Origin of the sequence: Streptomyces sp. NBC_01016 (assembly GCF_026341035.1) — a bacterium.
In the GTDB taxonomy this organism is placed as follows: domain Bacteria; phylum Actinomycetota; class Actinomycetes; order Streptomycetales; family Streptomycetaceae; genus Streptomyces.
Map to the genome: position 1 here is coordinate 1331229 of NZ_JAPEOQ010000002.1, position 17226 is coordinate 1348454.

The 17226-nt window shown below is 71.6% G+C and carries 13 protein-coding genes; 4 read left to right on the forward strand and 9 right to left on the reverse strand.

All coding sequences use genetic code 11. The annotated features are described in order from the left end of the window. Positions 1 to 9: 9 nt before the first annotated feature. From OG746_RS32790 to OG746_RS32810, 5 genes are all read right to left on the reverse strand, one after another. The gene (locus OG746_RS32790; RefSeq protein ID WP_266721293.1) at positions 10 to 3954 is read right to left on the reverse strand and encodes a lipopolysaccharide biosynthesis protein; all 3945 of its coding nucleotides are present in this window, start codon (positions 3952 to 3954) and stop codon (positions 10 to 12) included. Then, positions 3947 to 4759, reverse strand: a complete 813-nt coding sequence (locus tag OG746_RS32795) for a polysaccharide deacetylase family protein (protein WP_266725587.1) — start codon at positions 4757 to 4759, stop codon at positions 3947 to 3949. The genes OG746_RS32790 and OG746_RS32795 overlap by 8 nt, the downstream gene beginning before the upstream one ends. Before the next feature lie 44 nt (positions 4760 to 4803). Further along, positions 4804 to 5808, reverse strand: a complete 1005-nt coding sequence (locus tag OG746_RS32800) for a glycosyltransferase family 2 protein (RefSeq protein WP_266725589.1) — start codon at positions 5806 to 5808, stop codon at positions 4804 to 4806. A 20-nt stretch (positions 5809 to 5828) separates the two neighbouring features. Continuing rightward, a complete protein-coding gene (locus OG746_RS32805) occupies positions 5829 to 6659 on the reverse strand; it encodes a glycosyltransferase family 2 protein (RefSeq protein WP_266721295.1) in 831 nt (276 codons plus the stop codon). Between the two features lie 397 nt (positions 6660 to 7056). Beyond that, positions 7057 to 7467, reverse strand: a complete 411-nt coding sequence (locus OG746_RS32810) for a hypothetical protein (RefSeq protein WP_266721297.1) — start codon at positions 7465 to 7467, stop codon at positions 7057 to 7059. 224 nt (positions 7468 to 7691) lie between these two features. Between OG746_RS32810 and OG746_RS32815 the strand changes: the two genes are divergently transcribed. After that, positions 7692 to 8501 carry an SGNH/GDSL hydrolase family protein gene (locus OG746_RS32815; protein WP_266721299.1) on the forward strand — a complete coding sequence of 270 codons (810 nt, stop codon included), beginning with the start codon at positions 7692 to 7694 and terminating at the stop codon, positions 8499 to 8501. 35 nt (positions 8502 to 8536) lie between these two features. On the opposite strand, the gene OG746_RS32820 is transcribed toward OG746_RS32815, so the two are convergent. The 4 genes from OG746_RS32820 to OG746_RS32835 form a co-directional block, all read right to left on the reverse strand. Further along, the gene (locus OG746_RS32820) at positions 8537 to 10219 is read right to left on the reverse strand and encodes a serine/threonine-protein kinase (protein WP_266721301.1); all 1683 of its coding nucleotides are present in this window, start codon (positions 10217 to 10219) and stop codon (positions 8537 to 8539) included. Between the two features lie 49 nt (positions 10220 to 10268). Further along, a complete protein-coding gene (locus tag OG746_RS32825; protein WP_266721303.1) occupies positions 10269 to 11849 on the reverse strand; it encodes a sulfite exporter TauE/SafE family protein in 1581 nt (526 codons plus the stop codon). Beyond that, positions 11846 to 13204, reverse strand: coding sequence for a tetratricopeptide repeat protein (locus tag OG746_RS32830; protein WP_323179711.1), 1359 nt, complete (start codon positions 13202 to 13204; stop codon positions 11846 to 11848). Before OG746_RS32830 ends, OG746_RS32825 begins: the two co-directional genes overlap by 4 nt. Before the next feature lie 191 nt (positions 13205 to 13395). Next, the gene (locus OG746_RS32835) at positions 13396 to 14931 is read right to left on the reverse strand and encodes a DUF4331 domain-containing protein (RefSeq protein ID WP_266721305.1); all 1536 of its coding nucleotides are present in this window, start codon (positions 14929 to 14931) and stop codon (positions 13396 to 13398) included. 336 nt (positions 14932 to 15267) lie between these two features. Here OG746_RS32835 and OG746_RS32840 point away from each other — a divergent pair, with 336 nt between their 5' ends. The 3 genes from OG746_RS32840 to OG746_RS32850 all read left to right on the forward strand — a co-directional run bounded on the left by OG746_RS32840 (position 15268) and on the right by OG746_RS32850 (position 16982). Further along, positions 15268 to 15810, forward strand: a complete 543-nt coding sequence (locus tag OG746_RS32840; RefSeq protein ID WP_266721307.1) for an ECF RNA polymerase sigma factor SigK — start codon at positions 15268 to 15270, stop codon at positions 15808 to 15810. Then, positions 15807 to 16586 (forward strand): anti-sigma factor, encoded by a 780-nt coding sequence (locus OG746_RS32845; protein ID WP_266721309.1) that lies wholly within the window; start codon positions 15807 to 15809, stop codon positions 16584 to 16586. Before OG746_RS32840 ends, OG746_RS32845 begins: the two co-directional genes overlap by 4 nt. 126 nt (positions 16587 to 16712) lie before the next feature. After that, positions 16713 to 16982, forward strand: coding sequence for a hypothetical protein (locus tag OG746_RS32850; protein WP_266721311.1), 270 nt, complete (start codon positions 16713 to 16715; stop codon positions 16980 to 16982). Positions 16983 to 17226: the final 244 nt, after the last annotated feature.

Genomic DNA, 17226 nt, shown 5'->3' on the forward strand with positions numbered 1-17226 from the left:
GACCCGTCCTCAGTTCAGGCCCATGGTGATGAACCGCTGGATCAGCGACGCGAGCACCACCGCGAGCAGCGGCAGCGAGAACCAGAACGTGCTCTGCAACCACTGGAGTTGACGCACGCTCGGCCGCAGCGCGACCCGGACCACCTCGCGCGCCGTGAGCAGCACGATCAGGGCGGCCGCCGCGAGCGCGCCCACCAGCGACCACGGCGTCCAGGTGATCTGCGGCCCGATCGGCCCCGGCTCGGCCTTCGCGACCGGGCCCGGCGGTTCCTTGCGGAGCTGGTACATGGTCACGTCCGCGTTGACGTAGACCTTCTTCAGCTCCTCGCGCCGGTCCAGGTTCTCGACGAGGCGCGTGGGCCAGGCCTTGGAGTAGCCGACGTCCATCTGGAGATAGACGACCTGACTCTTGTTGAGCATGAGGTACGAGTTGGGGCCCGCGTCCTTGAGTGCCTTGACGAGGGAGCCGACGAGCACCGGGTCGACGGGCGCGAGCGTCGGCACGTACTGGACCTTCTCCATGTCGCGGGCGCCCCACGGCAGCGAAGGCGTCACGTTCTCGACGGTGTCGTTGCTCATCCACAGGAGGCGGACCGTCGGGTCGTCGTGGGCGTAGACGTAGTCCATCGCCGCGACCTCGCCCGGCCGGATCCGCTCGAACGGCTCGTTGCCCCAACGGGCCACCAGGAAGCCGCCCATGAGCACCAGGCCCGCCATGAGCGCGGCCAGCGGGGCGAGGCTGATGCGGTCCTTGTCGCGTTCCTTCGCCGTGACGCCGGTGCGCGGGAACAGCGCGAGGCCTGCGAGGAGCGCGACGCCGGGCAGGGCGAACATGAAGACCCTGAGCGCCATCTCGCCGCCGTAGGACTGCATGCCGAAGCCCAGGAACGGCACGAAGGCCAGCACGAGCAGCGAGCGCTCGCGGTACTTCCAGTCGCGGCGCCGCCACCAGCCCCAGCAGGCGAACGCAAGGACGGAGCCGGCGAGCAGCACGCGCGTGTAGAGGACGAGCTTGTGGGACGAACTGCCGTCCTGGATACGGCCGGAGACCGAGGACGTCACATTGCCGCCGACGCCTCCGATGCCGCCGAAGAGGTCGTTGAAGTGCCCCGACCAGTACGGCTCGGCGAGGAAGCCCAGCCAGACGACGACGATGACGCCGAACAGCAGCGGCAGGCCGCGCAGTTCGGACCTGCCGACCACGACCAGGACCGCGAGGACGCCCAGCATCACGAACGGGGTCAGCTGGTGCGCCGGGACCGTCGCCGCGAACAGGGCGATCAGGACGACGAGCAGCACCGCGCGCTGCCGTCTGTCGGTCGGCGCGACCTCGGTCTCCCCGGGGCGCCGCTTCGACCACAGCATCCGGGGCGCCCGGAAGTAGACCAGCAGGATCGCCACGAAGACCAGATAGAGGAGATACGTGAAGCCCTGCGGCGAGAAGTAGTCCTGGCCCACCCAGCCGCTCAGGACGAAGATCCAGACACCGGTCCACTTGGCACGCCAGCTCGCCCGCACGGAGCGCAGCAGCAGGAACATCGGTGCCAGGTAGAGGAGTTGGATGGCCGTCGGCCACCAGCGAATGACCTCGGTCAGATCGTTGACGCCGCAGGCCTTCGCGAGGAACGCGGCCGCGGCGAAGAAGCCGGGCCAGCTCCAGCGGGCGTCCAGGTCGGGGACCGCGGAGCCGGTGCGGTCGATGTAGTCCATGAAGCCCAGGTGCTGCCAGGCCGTCGCGAACCGCGGCTCCGCCTCGATGACGGCGGGCAGCGCGTGCAGGGACACGACCGTGGCGAGAAGCGTGAGCAACAGCAGGCGCTTGTGCGGCCGTTCGAGCCACAGGAGCGAGGCGAAGACGCCGATGAGCAGGGCCGCGCCGAGCAGCGTCACGGGGGGCAGGACGGAGATCAGTCCGAGCCCGCCCATCCGGTCCAGATCGGCCTCGCCCATCCCGAGGACGGGCCCCCAGTAGAGCCCGATGGCCGCCACGAGCAGCAGCGCGAGGACGACGACGGTGGGGGTGAGCCGCGTCCGCTCCGCCGGCTGGGCGGGGCGTGCCGGGGCGGCCGGATCCGGATCCGAGTTCGGCTCGGCGGTCGGTCCGGAGCCGGAGCCGGGTTCGGACTCGAGATCGGACTCGAAGTCGGATTCGAAGTCGGATTCGGGATCAAATTCGGTTTCGGTGTCGAAGGCCAGGTCGACGGCCTCCGGATACGGGTCGGGAAGGACGGTCGAGTCGTCCTCCCCGCGGATGTCGCTCGACGCCTGCGAGGCGGAGGCGGCAGCGGAGGCAGGGACGGATGCGGAGGCGGCGGCGGACGGGGAGGGCGGCATGGTCACCCACGTGGGCCTGCGCGTGCCGGCCGGCGGTGTCACCGGGCCCGGGCGGATGTCGGGCCGGCGCTCCTGGTGGTCCAGGTTCAGCTGCACCGCGAGCTGCAGCGTGTCCGAGTCCATCGCGTCCCGCAGCGCCCACTTGGGGCCGTCCTTCGTGGCCGGCTCCATCTTCGGCGTGCCGAGGTCGGCCAGGTCGCCGTCGCGCGGCGCGTCCTCGGGCGGCGCCGTGGCGGGCGCGGCGCGCACCACGCGCCACAGCTTCGGCGCGGCGATCGCCACGATCACGGCGAGCGAGGAGATCTCGGCGACACCCGCGCCGGTGAGCCCCATCCGGGGCAGGAGCAGCAGCGTGAGACCGAGCACGAGCAGGCACAACAGGCCCTGGAGCCAGGCGAGTCCGGAGGTGCGGCTCTGCGCGCGCAGCACCGCGAAGTACGTCTCCATGACCACCCGCAGCGCCGCCCCGACCGCGAACCAGCGCAGCAGCGGGGTCGCCGCGTCCGCGTAGGCGGCGCCGAAGACGTGCAGCACGAACGGCGCGAGGATGAAGAGCAGGGCGCAGATCGGGAGCATGATGCGGGCCATGCGGCGCAGCGCGGCCCGGGTGTTGGCGGCGAGCTGCGCCGGATCGTGCGAACCCTCCACGGTCAGCGAGGCACCCATGTTGATGGCCAGCAGGTTGACCGTGCCGCCGATGGTGGTCGCGATGTAGAAGTACGCGTTGTCCGCCGAGCTGACCTGCGAGGCGATGAGCACCGGCACCAGGTAGACGACGGCGAGCGAGAACAGCGAACCCGTGTAGTCGCCCGCGAGGAACCGGCCCATCTCGCGCAGCGACGGCGGTTCCGCCTTGCTGTCCGTGGCCGCGATGTGCCGCGGCACGAGCCGCCGGAACACGAGCAGGCCCAGCGGAACCACCGAGAACGCGATCGCGACGACCCACGACACGAACACCCCGGTCGCCGCGAACGACGCCGCGAACGCGACGAGCAGCCCCAACTTCACCAGCGAGAACACCGTGTTGCCCACCGGCACCCACAGCGCGCTGCGCAGCCCGGTGAGCACCCCGTCCTGCAGCGTGAGCAGCGACCAGGCGATGACGGCGGCGATGAACCCGAGCCCGTTCAGCGTCCCGTGCAGGAAGCTGTACGAGGGTCCCCACACGTCGAGCGTGAGCAGGAAGATCAGCGCGGCGAACGCGACGGCGACCGAACTCCCCGCGTACGTACGGAAGATGAACCGGCCGGTGGCGCGCCCCGCGACCGGGATGAAGCGGGCGAGGGCCCCGGTCAGCGTCACGGCGGTGAGGCCCGCGAGGAACTTCATCGCCGCGATCGCCGCCGAGCCCTGACCGACCGCGTCCGCCGTGTAGTAGTGCGCGGCGGCCAGCCAGAAGCCGACGCCGAGCACGCCGGATATGCCGGTGTTCAGCATCAGCGCATAGGCGTTCCGGAACAGCTGGCTCCCGCCCCCCGACCCGCCCATGCCGTTTTCTGTGCCCTTCTTGCCGCGCCCTATGCCGGGCAGCCTGAGCCGGCGTCCTGAGAGGGCCGGGGATCCGGCGTCGGTCGTGGTGGCCGGGTCGGCCTTGGCGCGGGTGGTCGTCGTGTCAGACACGGGTACGTGGGCCCTTCTGGCGGAGCGGGCCGGGCAGCAGGGCGGTCGCCTTGCGGCGGGCCTGCCGGGCTCTGCGGACCACGGCGTACCCCTTGGTGAGGGCACGGTCCCTGGCGAAGGTGCGGCCGATGGCACGGCCGTCGATGAGCCGCTCGAACTCGGTGACGTCGGTCGAGCGGCGCACGGTGATCCGCCGCAGGGCGTAGGGGCCCTGGGGCCGCCGGGCCAGCGCGTTGCCGACGGCGAGCGACTGGGCGAACCCGGCCGCGCGCACCGCCTGCCGCACCCGCCGGTCGGAATGCCCGTACGGATACGCGAAGGAGACCGGCGCCGGGCCCAGCTCACCGGCGACGATCTCCCGGCAGCGCAGCAGCTCGAACTCCAGGTCCGTGTCGTCGAGTTGGTCGAGCTGCGGATGCGTGTGGCTGTGCCCGCCGATCTCCATACCCTGCCCGGCGAGCGCCCGCACCTGGGGCCAGTCGAGCATCGCGTCGAGCCCGCCCCCGGTGTCGTACGCGCCGCGCAGCCACCCCGTCGAGATGAACAGGGTGGATGCGAAGCCGTGCTTGGCGAGGCTGGGCAGGGCGTGCGTGTGCACGCCCTCGTAGCCGTCGTCGAAGGTGATCAGGACGGGCCGGTCCGGGAGCGCCCGGCCGCCGCCGCGCCAGATCCCGGCGAGTTCGGCGGTGGTCAGCGGCGTGCAGCCGTGATCGGCGAGCAGTTCCATCTGCTCGGCGAACTGGGCTGGTGACACCGACAGTTGACGGGTCTCGGGGTTCGGGTCGGGAGAGACGGCGTGGTACATGAGGATCGGCACGGACCCGCCGTAGGACCACCGCTGCTGGGCGCTCACGCCGCCGTCTCCGTTCTCCCGACTTCCTTCGCGGGCGCGTCGATCTCCGCCACGGTGAATGTCGCGCCCGCGCCGCGCGCCCGCCAGCTGCCGAGCGCATAGCCCCCGGCCGCCGCCAGCACCCCGGCCACGATCGCCCCGGCGCGGCCCGCGCCCCCGGCCCGACCCAGCGCGAAGTCCCGTACGCCGCGCGCCGCTCCGACCGGCAGCACCCGCGTCGAATAGGCGCGCTCGGTCTCAAGTCCCTTGCCCGCGCCGACACTTCGGGCGACCAGCGCCTTGGACAGGCCTTCGGCGTAGGCGCGCGTACGGAAGTAGGCGAAGCGTTCACGGCCGGCCGGCACCCGGTGGTGGATGACGGCCCGGTCGTCGATCAGGAGCACCGCGTCCGGTCTCGCCCGCGTGATCCGGATGCACAGCTCCGTCTCCTCGCAGCCCAGCGGGCGCTTGTCGCCGTCCCGGCCGATGCCGGTCGCGAAGCCGCCCGCGATGTCGAAGGCGCCGCGCCGGAACGAGGCGTTGCCACCGAGCACGTTGCGCACCTCGACCTTGCCGCGCGGCAGGCCCTTGTACGAGCAGCCCACCACCCAGTCGAACTCCTCAGGGAACCAGCGGGGCCTGCGCCCCGAGGCCCAGATCGGCTCGGTGTGCCCGCCGACCGCGAGGACGCGCGGGTCGGCGTATCCGGCGGCGAACCAGTGCAGCCAGTCCCGCTCGGCGACGGCGTCGTCGTCGAGGAACGCGACGATGTCGCCGCGCGCGGCGGCGATCCCGGTGTTGCGCCCGGCGGAAAGACCCCGAGGCCCCGCGTTCGCCAGCACCTCGACGCCCTGCTCGCCGTCGAACTCCTTGGTGAGGCGGTCGAGGAGGGCCGGGTTGTGGTCGACGACGAGGAGCGTCTCCAGGGCGGCGTACGACTGTGCGCGCACGGAGTCGACTGCGGCGAGGATGTCGCTCCAACGGTCTTCGGTGTACACGCAGATGACGACGGACGCCGTCATCTGCGTGCCGTGTCGCTCCGTCAAGACCCGTCCCCCCGCACGAGGGTGAGCTTCGATGCGGTCTGCCTGCTGCGCAGGGCGCGACGGTTCGAGCGCTCCTTCATGATGACCTTGAGTACGCGCAGGCCGTCCCGGACGGCGCGCAGGTTGCTGGCGCCGTGGATGCGCAGGTACTCGTGGCTCGGTATCTCCTGGACCTTCAGGCCGGCCTTGACGACCCGGATGTTCATCAGGGTCTCCACCTCGAACCCGGTGCAGTCGAGGTCGATGTCGTCGAGGCAGTGCCGCCAGAACGCGTTGTACCCGTAGCAGAGGTCGGTGTAGCGGGCGCCGAACTTGGCGTTGACCGCCGAGCACAGCGCCCAGTTGCCGAGCTTGCGGATGGGCGTCATGTCGTCCGTGCCGCCGCCGTTGGCGAACCGCGAGCCCTTGGCGAAGTCGGCGCCGGAGACGAGCGCGGAGACGTAGGAGACGATCTCCTGGCCGTCGGCGGAGCCGTCCGCGTCGACCATGACGATGATGTCGCCGCTGCAGGCCGTGAAGCCGGTGATCAGGGCATCCCCCTTGCCCTTTCCGCGCTGCGGTACGACCACGACTTCCGGCCACAATTCCCTGGCCACTTCCACGGTGTTGTCGGTGGAATTTCCGTCCACCAGAACGACTTCGTGGATCCAGTCGGGAAGAGTCTTGAAGACGTACGGAAGATTTTCCGCCTCGTTCATGGCCGGAATGACCACGCTGACCCGCGGCGCGATCGCCAGGTGCGTGGAGATGGCCCGGTAACGGGCGGGAATTCTGCCTTCCGGCGATGTCCCCTCGGGTATCACTGGAGGCACAACGGAACTGCTCATGAGTCTGGTCCCTCTCGTCCGGTGGACCGCCCGCCCCCGGGCGGTCCGGCTTCGTGTCCGGTTCGAAAGGGGGGTTCTCACTCACGGCCGTGCCGGAAGACCTCTCCGTACAGGCCGGGTGAGCTGGCATTGCACACCGGTTTGTCGGACCGGTCGCGCGGCACGCGACCCGGCTCCCCCGGACGCCGGAGCGAGCGGGCTCACCGGAACGCGGCACCCCCCTGCCGCGCCCCGCCCCGGACCTTCGCGACCTCGGTCCCTCCCCTAGATCGCATTTCGTGCTGGTCCGATGCGGGTGGATGTACGACGGTATTGATGATTGAGACTGTATGGCAAGACCTGGAACGAGGCCTCACGTTTTTATTGTTTTGGCCATTTCCTTAACTTCCGTCCCCTCTTAGTGGATTTTCCCGATCCGTTTGCGAATCTCCTGGGCCGCGCCCCCACGCAGCTGTCGGATGATCCATTGCAAAAGAAAAGCGGAAGCGCTGAGTACCGCCACGGCGATCACTCCGCCGTCCACCGACCAGCGGTGCACGGCGAGCATGCCCTGGGCGACCAGCATGACGACCGCGATCGCGCCGGCCACCGAGGTGAGCGCCCGGGCCCACGGATCGAGCCCGCGCAGGGCGGCCGCGAACGCGACGCCGGGCGCGGCGAGCAGGAAGAGGAGCGCGAGTGGTCCGCGCAGCGGGGATCCGGCGTGCGAGAGCGCGAGAACGAGACCCGCGCCTCCCGCGACGACGCCCGCCCCCGCGAGCAGCTGAAGGCCGTCCGATGAAGACGGCTTGATGCCGATGGTCTGCATTGGCGACTTTGCCCCCCGACGCGCCGGATGCCGGGCTTCAATGTGGCGCAGTCCCGGGCCTGCGTCAAGGAGGCCACAGGGACAACTCCGGAGCCCTGCGGTCCAGTTGGTCGGCGCTCTACGGGCGTAGCGTCGATGAGCTGAGGGTATGTCATATCCCTGGCATGAACCTGCAACGCGAGCGGGCGGCAGAGACCCTGCTGATCCTGCTAAAGGGAGGTTCCATGAGATCTTTCCGGATTGCGGCCCACGTCTCCTCTTTCGTCCTTGCCGCGGTGGCAGCCCTGACCGGGGCCACAGCCGCGCAAGCCGCCGACTCCGCAGCCGCCACGGGCTATGTGGCCCTCGGCGACTCCTACTCCTCCGGCGTCGGCGCCGGCAGCTACGACGCCGACAGCGGCGCCTGCAAGCGCTCCACGAAGGCGTACCCGGCCTTGTGGGCAGCGGCCCACTCACCCTCAAGCTTTAATTTCACCGCGTGCTCGGGTGCTCGTACGGGTGATGTCATCGCCAACCAGCTCGGCCCGCTCGGCGCGGGGACCGGGCTCGTGTCCATCTCGATCGGCGGCAATGACGCGGGCTTCGCCGACGTCATGACGACCTGTGTCCTGTACTCCGAGTCCACCTGCGTGAAGCGCGTCAACGAGGCTCGTGCGTACGTCACTTCGACCCTGCCGAGCAAGCTCTCCGACGTCTACTCGGCGATCAGCACCAAGGCGCCCGCCGCCCACGTGGTGGTGCTCGGCTACCCCCGCTTCTACAAGCTCAGCGGCACCTGCGTGGCGGGCCTCTCCGAGAACGAGCGCTCGGCCATCAATGGCGCCGCGGACCTCCTCAACTCCACCATCAAGGAGAACGCCGCGACCAGGGGCTTCGCCTTCGGCGATGTGACCAGCACGTTTACCGGGCACGAGATCTGCTCCGGCGCCGCGTGGCTGCACAGCGTCAACTGGGCGAACATCGGCGAGTCGTACCACCCCACGGCCGCCGGGCAGTCGGGCGGCTACCTGCCCGTGTTCGCCTCCGCCGCGTAGCCGGATCCCGGTCCGCGGACCTCGGTGCGCGGACCTCAGTACGTGGGTGAACCGGTGGTGGCCCCGCTCGTCGGGGTCACCACCTTGCACGTGATCGCGTACGAGACGTAGTTGGACGTCACCGCCACCGGGCTGCGCACCTCGACACCGATCTGCCCGCGCAGCGTCCCGCCCTCCTCGTAGTGAGTCTGCGTGGTGGTGACCGTACGGGCCTTGTTCGCGGCGCCCTTGGGGACGATCAGCGTCTTCCAGCCGGGGTCCGAGGCCTCGCCGCCCCGCACCACCCAGCGGTACTGCACGGAGGCGGGTGCGCGGCCCACCGTGATCGTCGCGGCGAAGGCCGGGGCCGCGGCGGCCGGCGGCGGGCACGGGCCCGAGTAACTGCGGCGCACCGCGCGGACGTTGACCTTGACGGACTGGGCCGGGGTGGTCGTGTGGCCGCCGCTGCCGGAACCGCCGTCGCCGCCGTTCCCCCCGTTGGTGGAACCGCTATTGCTGCTGCCGCCGTTGTCGCCGGTGGTGCCGCCGCCGGTGTCGCCCCCGCTGCCGCCGTTGTTGTCGCCCGTGGTGCCCCCGCTGTTGCCGCTGTTGCCGCCCCCGGACGTGCCGCCGCCGTTGTTCGCGTTCCCGCCCGGGTCCGCGTCGCGGTTGAGCATGGCGTACGTGAGTCCCCCGATGGCAAGGAGGAGGACCACGATGCCCGCGATCATGGCCCTCGACGCGCGGCGCGGGTAGCGGGAGTCGGGCTCCGCGCGGACCGGGGCCGTGGTGGCCGTCTGCGGGGCGCCCATCGGGAGCGGAGTCAGGGGAGGGACGGGCGTGTGCGCCTGCTGCGACGTCATCGTCGGCTGCGAGGCGAGCGGGGAGGCCTGCACCGGGCCCGCGCGCAGGGTGCCGCCCGAACCGACGATGCGCAGGTTCTGCTCGGCCTCGGACGCCGGGGTCCGCTCGGCCGGATCCTTGCGCAGCAGCCCCTCGATCACGGGCGCCAGCGGCCCCGCGCGGTGCGGCGGCGGCAACTCCTCGTCCACGATGGCCCGCAGCGTGCTGAGCGGGGTGTCCTGGCGGAACGGCGAGTGCCCCTCCACGGACGCGTACAGCAGCACTCCGAGCGACCACAGGTCCGACTCGGGCCCCGGGGTTCGCCCCAACGCCCTTTCCGGGGCGAGGAATTCGGGCGATCCGATGACCTCGCCCGTCATGGTGAGTGCCTGCGTCCCCTCGACCATGGCGATGCCGAAGTCGGTGAGCACCACCCTGCCCTCGTTCGACAGGAGTACGTTGCCGGGCTTCACGTCGCGGTGCAGCACGCCCGCCTCGTGGGCGGCGCGCAGCGCGGCGAGCACCTCGGCGCCGATGTGCGCGGCGTAGGCCGGGGGCATCGGGCCCTCCGCGTCCAACTGCTCGGCGAGCGAGACGCCGCGGACCAACTCCATGACGATCCAAGGGCGTTGTTCCTCGGTGGCCACGTCGTAGACCGTCACGACGTTGCGGTGCGTGATCCGCGCCGAGGCCCACGCCTCCCGCTCCAGGCGCGCGTACATCCGCTGCACCTCGGCGTCCGGGAGCCCGGCGGGCGCGCGCACCTCCTTCACGGCGACCTCGCGCCCGAGCACCTCGTCGCGGGCCCGCCACACGGTGCCCATGCCGCCCTCGCCGAGGGGGTCGAGCAGCCGGTACCTTCCGGCGACCACACGCTCAACCACGGGCGCCCCCATTCGTGGGAAGACAAGCAAGCGTGACACGACAAGTCTGAACAAAAGTAGCTCAACCGAGCGCTGTTGCGGCCCCCCTGAACACCAATCCGCAGCCGAGGGCCACCACGACGAAGGCCGAACCGAACGGCACCGCGCGGCTCAGGCCGCGGCGTACGAACGCGGCGAGCGGGCCGCGCCCGGGCCGCGGCAGATCCGCGAGGGACTGCGCGATCCGGCCGCCGATGCGCACCACCGTGAAGCCGACCGCGGTGAGGGTGAGCGCGAGTCCGGCACCGTAGCCGAACACGAGTAACAGGCCGAACCACGCCTTGCCGAGCGCGGAGGCGCCGACGAGCACGACGACGGCCGAGGGGCTGGGGACGAGGCCTCCGGCGAATCCGAGGAACAGGGTTCCACGGAGGGTGGGTTGAGGCATCGGGTGCGGGTGCGGGTGCGGGTGCGGGTGCGGGTGGGGATGCGGATGCGCGTGGCCGTGATCGTGCCCGTGCCCGTGGTCATGCGTGTGCTCGTGCTCATGCCCGTGCTCATGGTCATGGGCGTGTGTGTGCGCCCGTACCGCCGTGCGGTAGCGCCACGCCCTGCGGAGGAGACCCACCCCCGCGGCCGTGACGAGCACACCGCTCGCCAGGCCCAGCCAGGCGATCACCGAGGGCGCGGCCGCGGAGCCGGCCGTGACGAGGATGCCCAGGGCGATCACGCCGAGCGTGTGCGTGACCGTCACCGACGCGGCGAGCGGCAGCACGTCCCGGAGCCTTGCCCGGCTGCGGGCCGCGGCGGCCGCCGCCATCAGGGTCTTCCCGTGTCCTGGCGCGAGCGCGTGCAGCGCGCCGAGGACCATCGCGATGCCGAGGGCCAATGCCCCGAATCCGGGGCCGAGTTCGTGCCGTGACACGAGTCCTGTGAGGGCCTCGGTCCAGCGGTCGGCGCCGCGGGGGAGCACCTCGGAGCCGGCCGGACGTCCGCGGTCGGCGTCGGCCGCGCCGCCCGCCGCCGGGGCCGCCGGGCCGCCGGGCACGGCCGTGACCGAGGCCGCGACCCGGTCGGGCGGCGAGGACAGCAGGTCCTTCGGGTAGCGCGTCAGCCGGTCCGAGATCGACGTGGCGGGCACGTTCGAGGCCTTCAGTGTCATCCGGTCGCCGCGCGCCGTGATCTCCCGCCAGCCCGGGCCCTTGGCGACGCCGGTGCGCAGCTCGACGCGCACCTTCTCGCCGTGTGTCTCGCCCTGCTTCTCGCGCAGCGGCGCGGTGAACGCGCACTCCACGCGCAGCGTCTTGAGTCCCGCCTGGCCGGGGCGCAGGCGTGCGTCGGCCGTACGCACCTCAAGGGCGGCCCGACGCCCGTCGACGTCGGCCTTGGCACTCCGCGCGGCACTCGCGCAGCGTTCCTTCGCCCACACCGCCCGCCCCCGCTCGTCGAGTTCGGGCCGCACCTGCTGCGTCGGGATCTCCGCCAGGTCCTCCACGTGGTCGACGCGCAGGGCGTCGCGGCCGACGAGCAGCCCGTCGTAGTGGTTGACGGTGAAGTTGCCGAGCGGGTGCGCGGCCGCCCCCGGGGCGCCGGCCAGGAGGAGCCCGACCGTGGCGGCGCCGAGAGCCGTGGGCAGCGCGACGTACCGCTTCCAGCGCCTCATCGTCCCGCCTCCTTCCCCGTGGCCCCGGCCAGTGCCGCCCGCGCCGCCTTCGCGCCCAGCGGCGAGAAGGCGGGGTTGCGGTCCAGCGCCTCGCGCAGCAGCTCGCGGCCCTCGGCCCGGTCGCCCGCGGCCAGTTCGATCACGCCCCGGTGGTAGAGGAACGCGGCCTCGCCGAATCCGGTGGCCGTGGCCCGCCGCGCGTACGGCAGCGCCTCCTTGTCGCGCCCGGCCGCGTGCAGCGCCCAGGCGAGCGCGTCCGCCGTGTGCACGGTGTGCCGGCGCTGCCACTCGGCGCGCGCCGCCTTGAGGCCCGCGGCCCGGTCGCCGTGCTCCGTGGAGGCGAGCGCCGTGTCCAGGTCGACGTCGACGCCGCCCGCCCGCGCGAGCCGCAGCCAGGTGCCGACGAGGGCGTACTGGCGCTTCGCCGCCCTGTCGTCGCCGCGCGCCTCGTAGAGCTCGCCGAGCTCCACCAGCGCGGTCGGCAGCGGGGCGCGCGCGACGACGGTCTTCAGGTCACGGATCGCGCCCGCCGTGTTCCCGCTCGCGGCCCGCGCCCTGCCGCGCCCCTCCAGGGCGGCGACCGCGGCCGGGTCCGCGCGCAGCGCCGTCGCGTAGTGGCGCAGAGAGTCCTTGTACTGGCCCTGGCGCCAGGCGAGTTGGCCGAGTGCGGTGGCCACGTACGAGACGTCGCCGGGCGCCGTGGCGCCGGCGAGCGCCCGGTCCAGGACCTTGCGCGCCGTCGTGACGTCGCCGCGCAGCTCATGTACGTATGCGAAGCGGGTGAAGCTCGGGATGCCGGGGCGGCGCGAGTCCGCGACGTCGGACGCCTTCAACGCGCCCTTGTAGTCGCCGAGTTCGACGAGCGCGTCGACGCGGAGCGCCAGTGCCGCCTCGCCGTAGGGGTTGACCTTCAGGGCCTTGCGCGCGAGCCGCAGCGCCCCGTCGAAGTCGTGCCGGGCCGCGGCGAGCGCGGCCTGCCCGGCGAGCGCCGGGTCGTTGCCGGGGCGCAGCTTCAGGGAGCGGGCCAGGGCGCGCTCGGCCTGGGGGTAGCGGGACGGGTCCGCGCTCACCCGCGCCTGCTCGACGTACGCCGTGCCGAGCGACGCCCACGACGCGTGGTCCCTGGGCTGGGCCTTCAGGTGCTTCTGCAGCTGGGACACGCCCCGGTCGAGGTCGCCGGAGGCGAGCCGGGCCGGAGCCGGGTTCGGGGCGGTGCCCGTGGTCACGGCCTTCGGCGGGGAGCCGTCGTCGGCGACCAGGGCGCCCGCGGTGAGGGCGAGGGCGAGCGCGGCGCCCAGGGCGAGCAGCCGCCCGAGCCCCGACGCCCCGATCCCCTTGCCGGACAAGGCCTGCATGCGCGCTCCTAGGGACGATTTCCGAGAGACGAAGAGGTGACGACGTGACGAGGTGACGAGGTGAGGTGACGAGGTGAAGAGACGAAGCGGTGAAGAGACAAAGAGACGAGTGGAAGGCGCGGCCCGCGGTGGGGAGGATCAGGCACGCGGGCCGCGCCGGTCGGTGGGTTGCCTGGGACGACCAGAAACGCTCAGCCGGAGAACGGCGGACCGAAGCCCGCGCGCCGCCTGCTCCGGCTGCGCCACCACACGAGCGCGGTGCCGATCAGCAGGAAGCCGGCGCCGGCCGCCGCGAGGGAGGCCGTCACGAGCGTGTCGTCGTCGCCGGAGTCCGAGGACACCGAGCTGCCGGTGAGCTGGTCGCGGACCTCGGTGTCGCTCTGCGTCTTGTTCTTGGCGAGCGGCCCGCGCGAGCCCTCCGTGGGCAGCGCCACGTACGGGAAGGTCGACTCGAACTTCTTGTCGTTGGCGTCGACGGCGTCGCCCAGGTCGTTCTTCTTGCCGAGGAGTTCGCCCTCGACGACCTGGAGCTCGGCGTCCACGACGTCGTCGGAGAGCCGACGCCCGTTCGGGAAGCCCGCCTTGTCGCCCTCGAGGACACCGAGACGCTTCGGTGAACTCGTCGGCGGTATCGACGTGTTGAGGCGCAACATCTCCGAGGGGCGCACGCCCGGCGGCTGGTTGAGGCCCTTCACGCCCTTCAGGAAGACGTCCACCAGATCGTTGCGCGGCGTCTTCGGAGCCTTGATCTTGTAGATCGACTCGATCAGCTTGGGCAGTTCGGGCTCGGTCACGAACGGCAGGAACTGGCTGTCGTTCCACGGCGAGGACGCGTTGAAGCGGTCCTTGACCTTCTGCGGGTTCACCACTTCGTTGACCAGCGGGCTGCCGAGCCTGGACACCTGCGTCCAGTCGCCCTTCGCATCCTTGCGCGAGGTCGTCGACCACACGCCGATGGTCGGCTGGTCCTTCGACTCCGTCAGGAACGCGGTGGGCACCTGGAGGGCGACCGTGTTCACGTTGTAGCCCTTGAGCGTGTCCCGGCCGACCTCCGAGAGGTTCCCGCCGTACAGCAGGTCGAAGACGCGCAGGTCGAGGAAGAACGGGTCGTCGGCCTGGCCCACGTACGAGGTGACGCCGCCGCCGACCTTCTTGACCGCCTGGTCGCGCAGCGTCTTGTAGTCGGGCATCGACGCCTTGCCGACGTTCGACGGCGCCACCGGGGCATCGTCGGCGATCTTCGACTTGGACACGATCTTCTGGTCCTTCAGGCGCAGCAGATCGATGTCGTAGGTCTGCGTGACGTTGAGGTTCGGGTCGTCGAGGCTCTTCACCGGGCCGGTGTTGTAGAGGAACGTGTTCCCGTTCTTGGTGTGGGTCTTGAACGTCCACCGGTACAGCAGATCGCCCTGCGCGTCGCCGTCGCTGTCGATGTGCACGTCGTAATGGGCGTCTTCGGGGAACGGGTAGAAGTTCGGGCCGCCCGCGGGCTCCTCGAAGGGGGTCCAGTTGGCCACCAGGGTCGTGGTGTCCGGCTTGTCGGGGCTCACGAACGCGTACACGTCGGTGTTGTCGTACTGGGGCTGGCCCGAGATCAGGGGGGCCTCGCGGTGGCTGGAGGCCTCGGCCCGCTGCGGGCCGAGGCCCGTCGCGCCGGCGGCCGCGACACCGCCCGCGGCGAGGCCGCCGCAGACCAGGAGCGCCAGGCCCTGTCGCCGGCGCCGCATGCGTGCGCGGGGTGCGCCGCGTGCCATGTCTGGGCTTTCCGAAGCCGATGCTTTCGATGGCTTCGCTGACTGAGAGGTCATGGGTCCGTCCTCACGCGGTCCGTGCACGAAGTGCGGTTGACGCCAAGCCATTCGGCGCACCGCGCCCGGCGGATTGGTCGTCCGCGGATCGATGCGTCGCGGATTGCCGCGCGGTGGGCCCGCGTTCCGCGCCCGTCCGCCCGTACTTCCTTCACGAAACTTCGCGGCGCCCCCGATCCGGACCGGGCCCGGCCGCGAACCACGTAGTGGGGGCGGCGCGGCACCGGGCCGCGCCGCCGGGCGGGAGGGGAACCGATGCGGGCGGACAAGTTGCTGCCATTGGTCGGGCAGGGGGACGTGCGGGCGTACGAGGAGCTGTACGAGCTGGTGTCGGGCGCGGTGTACGGGCTCGTGCTCCGGGTGCTGCGGGACCCCGCCCAGTCCGAGGAGGTCGCCCAGGAGGTGTTCCTCGAACTGTGGCGCGACGCCGCCCGCTTCGACCCGCGCCGGGGCACCGCGATGGCCTGGGTGCTCACCCACGCCCACCGCAGAGCGGTCGACCGGGTGCGCAGCGCCCGCGCGTCCAGGGAGCGCGAGGAGCGCGCCGCGAGCCGCTGGCACCGCACCGCCTTCGACGAGGTCGCCGAGCAGGTCGAGACCAACCTGGACCGCGAGTGGGTCCGCCGCTGCCTCGCAGGGCTCACCGAACTCCAGCGCCGCTCCGTGACCCTCGCCTACTACGAGGGGTACACCTACCGGGAGGTCGCGCAGCGCCTCTCCGTTCCGCTCGGCACCGTCAAGACGCGGATGCGCGACGGTCTCACGCGGCTGCGCGCCTGCCTGGGGGACGCCGCATGAACGACCGCATCCCGAAGAGCCACAGGGGCCTCTGGGGCCCGCGGGCCCACTCCCTCGCCGCGCCCTACGCCCTTGACGCCCTGGAAGACCGCGAACGGGCCCGGTTCGAGCGGCACTTGACGCGCTGCGAGTCCTGCGCCGACGAGGTGCGCGCGCTGACGGAGAGCTCGGTGCGGCTCGCCTGCTCGGCCTCCGTGGCCCCGCCCGCCGAGCTGCGCGAGCGGGTGCTGACCGCCGTACAGGTCACGGCCCAGGTTCCCGCGGCCCAGGCCCCCGCGGCGGACCGGCCCCGCACCGCGCCACGCGCGCGTGGGCTCCTCGTTCCGCTCGGCGTGGCCACGGGGGCAGGCGCGCTCACCGTGGCCGCGCTCTTCGCCGTACAGCTGGAGCGCACCTCGGACCAACTCGACGAGCAGCGGGCCGCCGCGCGCGAGGTGGCGGCGGTGCTCGCGGCTCCGGACGCCAGCGCGGTCCGCGCGGACGGGCTGAATGTCGTCGCTTCGCCGGAGCGGGGCAGCGCGGTGATCACTGTCACAGGTCTCGAAGCGCCGCCCCGCGGCAAGGCCCACCAGTTGTGGCTGATGGAGCCCTCGGCGCCGCCGCGCTCCCTCGGTGTGCTGCCCGAGGACGGCTCCGACACGCCGGTGGTGGCCACCGGCTTGACTCCGGACGCCTCCTCACTCGCTGTCACGACGGAGCCGGACGGCGGTTCTGAGCGCCCCTCAGGAGCCCCACTTGTCCAACTCGCCCTGGAATCGGTCGGATTCGGAGAGTGATCGCTTTCGAACCGTCAACCCCCTTACGGGGGAGGTGAATACTGCGACCGGGATACACGAGTGTCGCGCTGGGGCGATAGGGTTAACCTGCCCGGGCTGGGTGCCCTCGTACGGGTGGGGAGTGACATGGAACAGATAACAGTGCGCAGCAGGCCGCGAGTGCCTGCGATCACCTGCGGGAACAGTGCGACCAGTTCGCGCCTTGACCGCCATCTCTCGGTGCTCGGCGGTCCTGCCGTCCCGCAGCGCGAGACGGTGGAGGCGACGTCGCTGATGCGCGAGCTGACCACGCGTGACACGGCGCACAAGCGCAGCGACAGCCGCGCACGGATGCGGAGGGTCTCGCTCTTCGCGCCACTGCGGCGGCTTCGCCGCTCGCTTTTCGGCGGTCACTAGACAGCGGCCGCTCCAGCGACAGACAAGGCCCGTATCGCGCCTCCGCGCCGTCCGGTGTATCGCCGCGCATCACAGCGACCGTCATCCCCACGGCACGCGGCGGACACTCCGGCAAGGAGGACGATGCGGGCCTTTGTCGTGCCGACTTGTCGGCACATCGCGTAACGCCCTTGTCACGCACAGATGTTGACGGGGCAACCTCAAGGGTCCACTGTGGCGCGTGATCGTCGATGGCAGTTACAGC

What these genes read in the sequence shown, in the direction of transcription:
- OG746_RS32795 (WP_266725587.1), bottom strand. Translation starts at nt 4,759, where the DNA reads ATGTACCACGCCGTCTCTCCCGACCCGAACCCCGAGACCCGTCAACTG.
- OG746_RS32800 (WP_266725589.1), bottom strand. Translation starts at nt 5,808, where the DNA reads ATGACGGCGTCCGTCGTCATCTGCGTGTACACCGAAGACCGTTGGAGC.
- OG746_RS32805 (WP_266721295.1), bottom strand. Translation starts at nt 6,659, where the DNA reads ATGAGCAGTTCCGTTGTGCCTCCAGTGATACCCGAGGGGACATCGCCG.
- OG746_RS32810 (WP_266721297.1), bottom strand. Translation starts at nt 7,467, where the DNA reads ATGCAGACCATCGGCATCAAGCCGTCTTCATCGGACGGCCTTCAGCTG.
- OG746_RS32815 (WP_266721299.1), top strand. Translation starts at nt 7,692, where the DNA reads ATGAGATCTTTCCGGATTGCGGCCCACGTCTCCTCTTTCGTCCTTGCC.
- OG746_RS32820 (WP_266721301.1), bottom strand. Translation starts at nt 10,219, where the DNA reads ATGGGGGCGCCCGTGGTTGAGCGTGTGGTCGCCGGAAGGTACCGGCTG.
- OG746_RS32825 (WP_266721303.1), bottom strand. Translation starts at nt 11,849, where the DNA reads ATGAGGCGCTGGAAGCGGTACGTCGCGCTGCCCACGGCTCTCGGCGCC.
- OG746_RS32830 (WP_323179711.1), bottom strand. Translation starts at nt 13,204, where the DNA reads ATGCAGGCCTTGTCCGGCAAGGGGATCGGGGCGTCGGGGCTCGGGCGG.
- OG746_RS32835 (WP_266721305.1), bottom strand. Translation starts at nt 14,931, where the DNA reads ATGCGGCGCCGGCGACAGGGCCTGGCGCTCCTGGTCTGCGGCGGCCTC.
- OG746_RS32840 (WP_266721307.1), top strand. Translation starts at nt 15,268, where the DNA reads ATGCGGGCGGACAAGTTGCTGCCATTGGTCGGGCAGGGGGACGTGCGG.
- OG746_RS32845 (WP_266721309.1), top strand. Translation starts at nt 15,807, where the DNA reads ATGAACGACCGCATCCCGAAGAGCCACAGGGGCCTCTGGGGCCCGCGG.
- OG746_RS32850 (WP_266721311.1), top strand. Translation starts at nt 16,713, where the DNA reads ATGGAACAGATAACAGTGCGCAGCAGGCCGCGAGTGCCTGCGATCACC.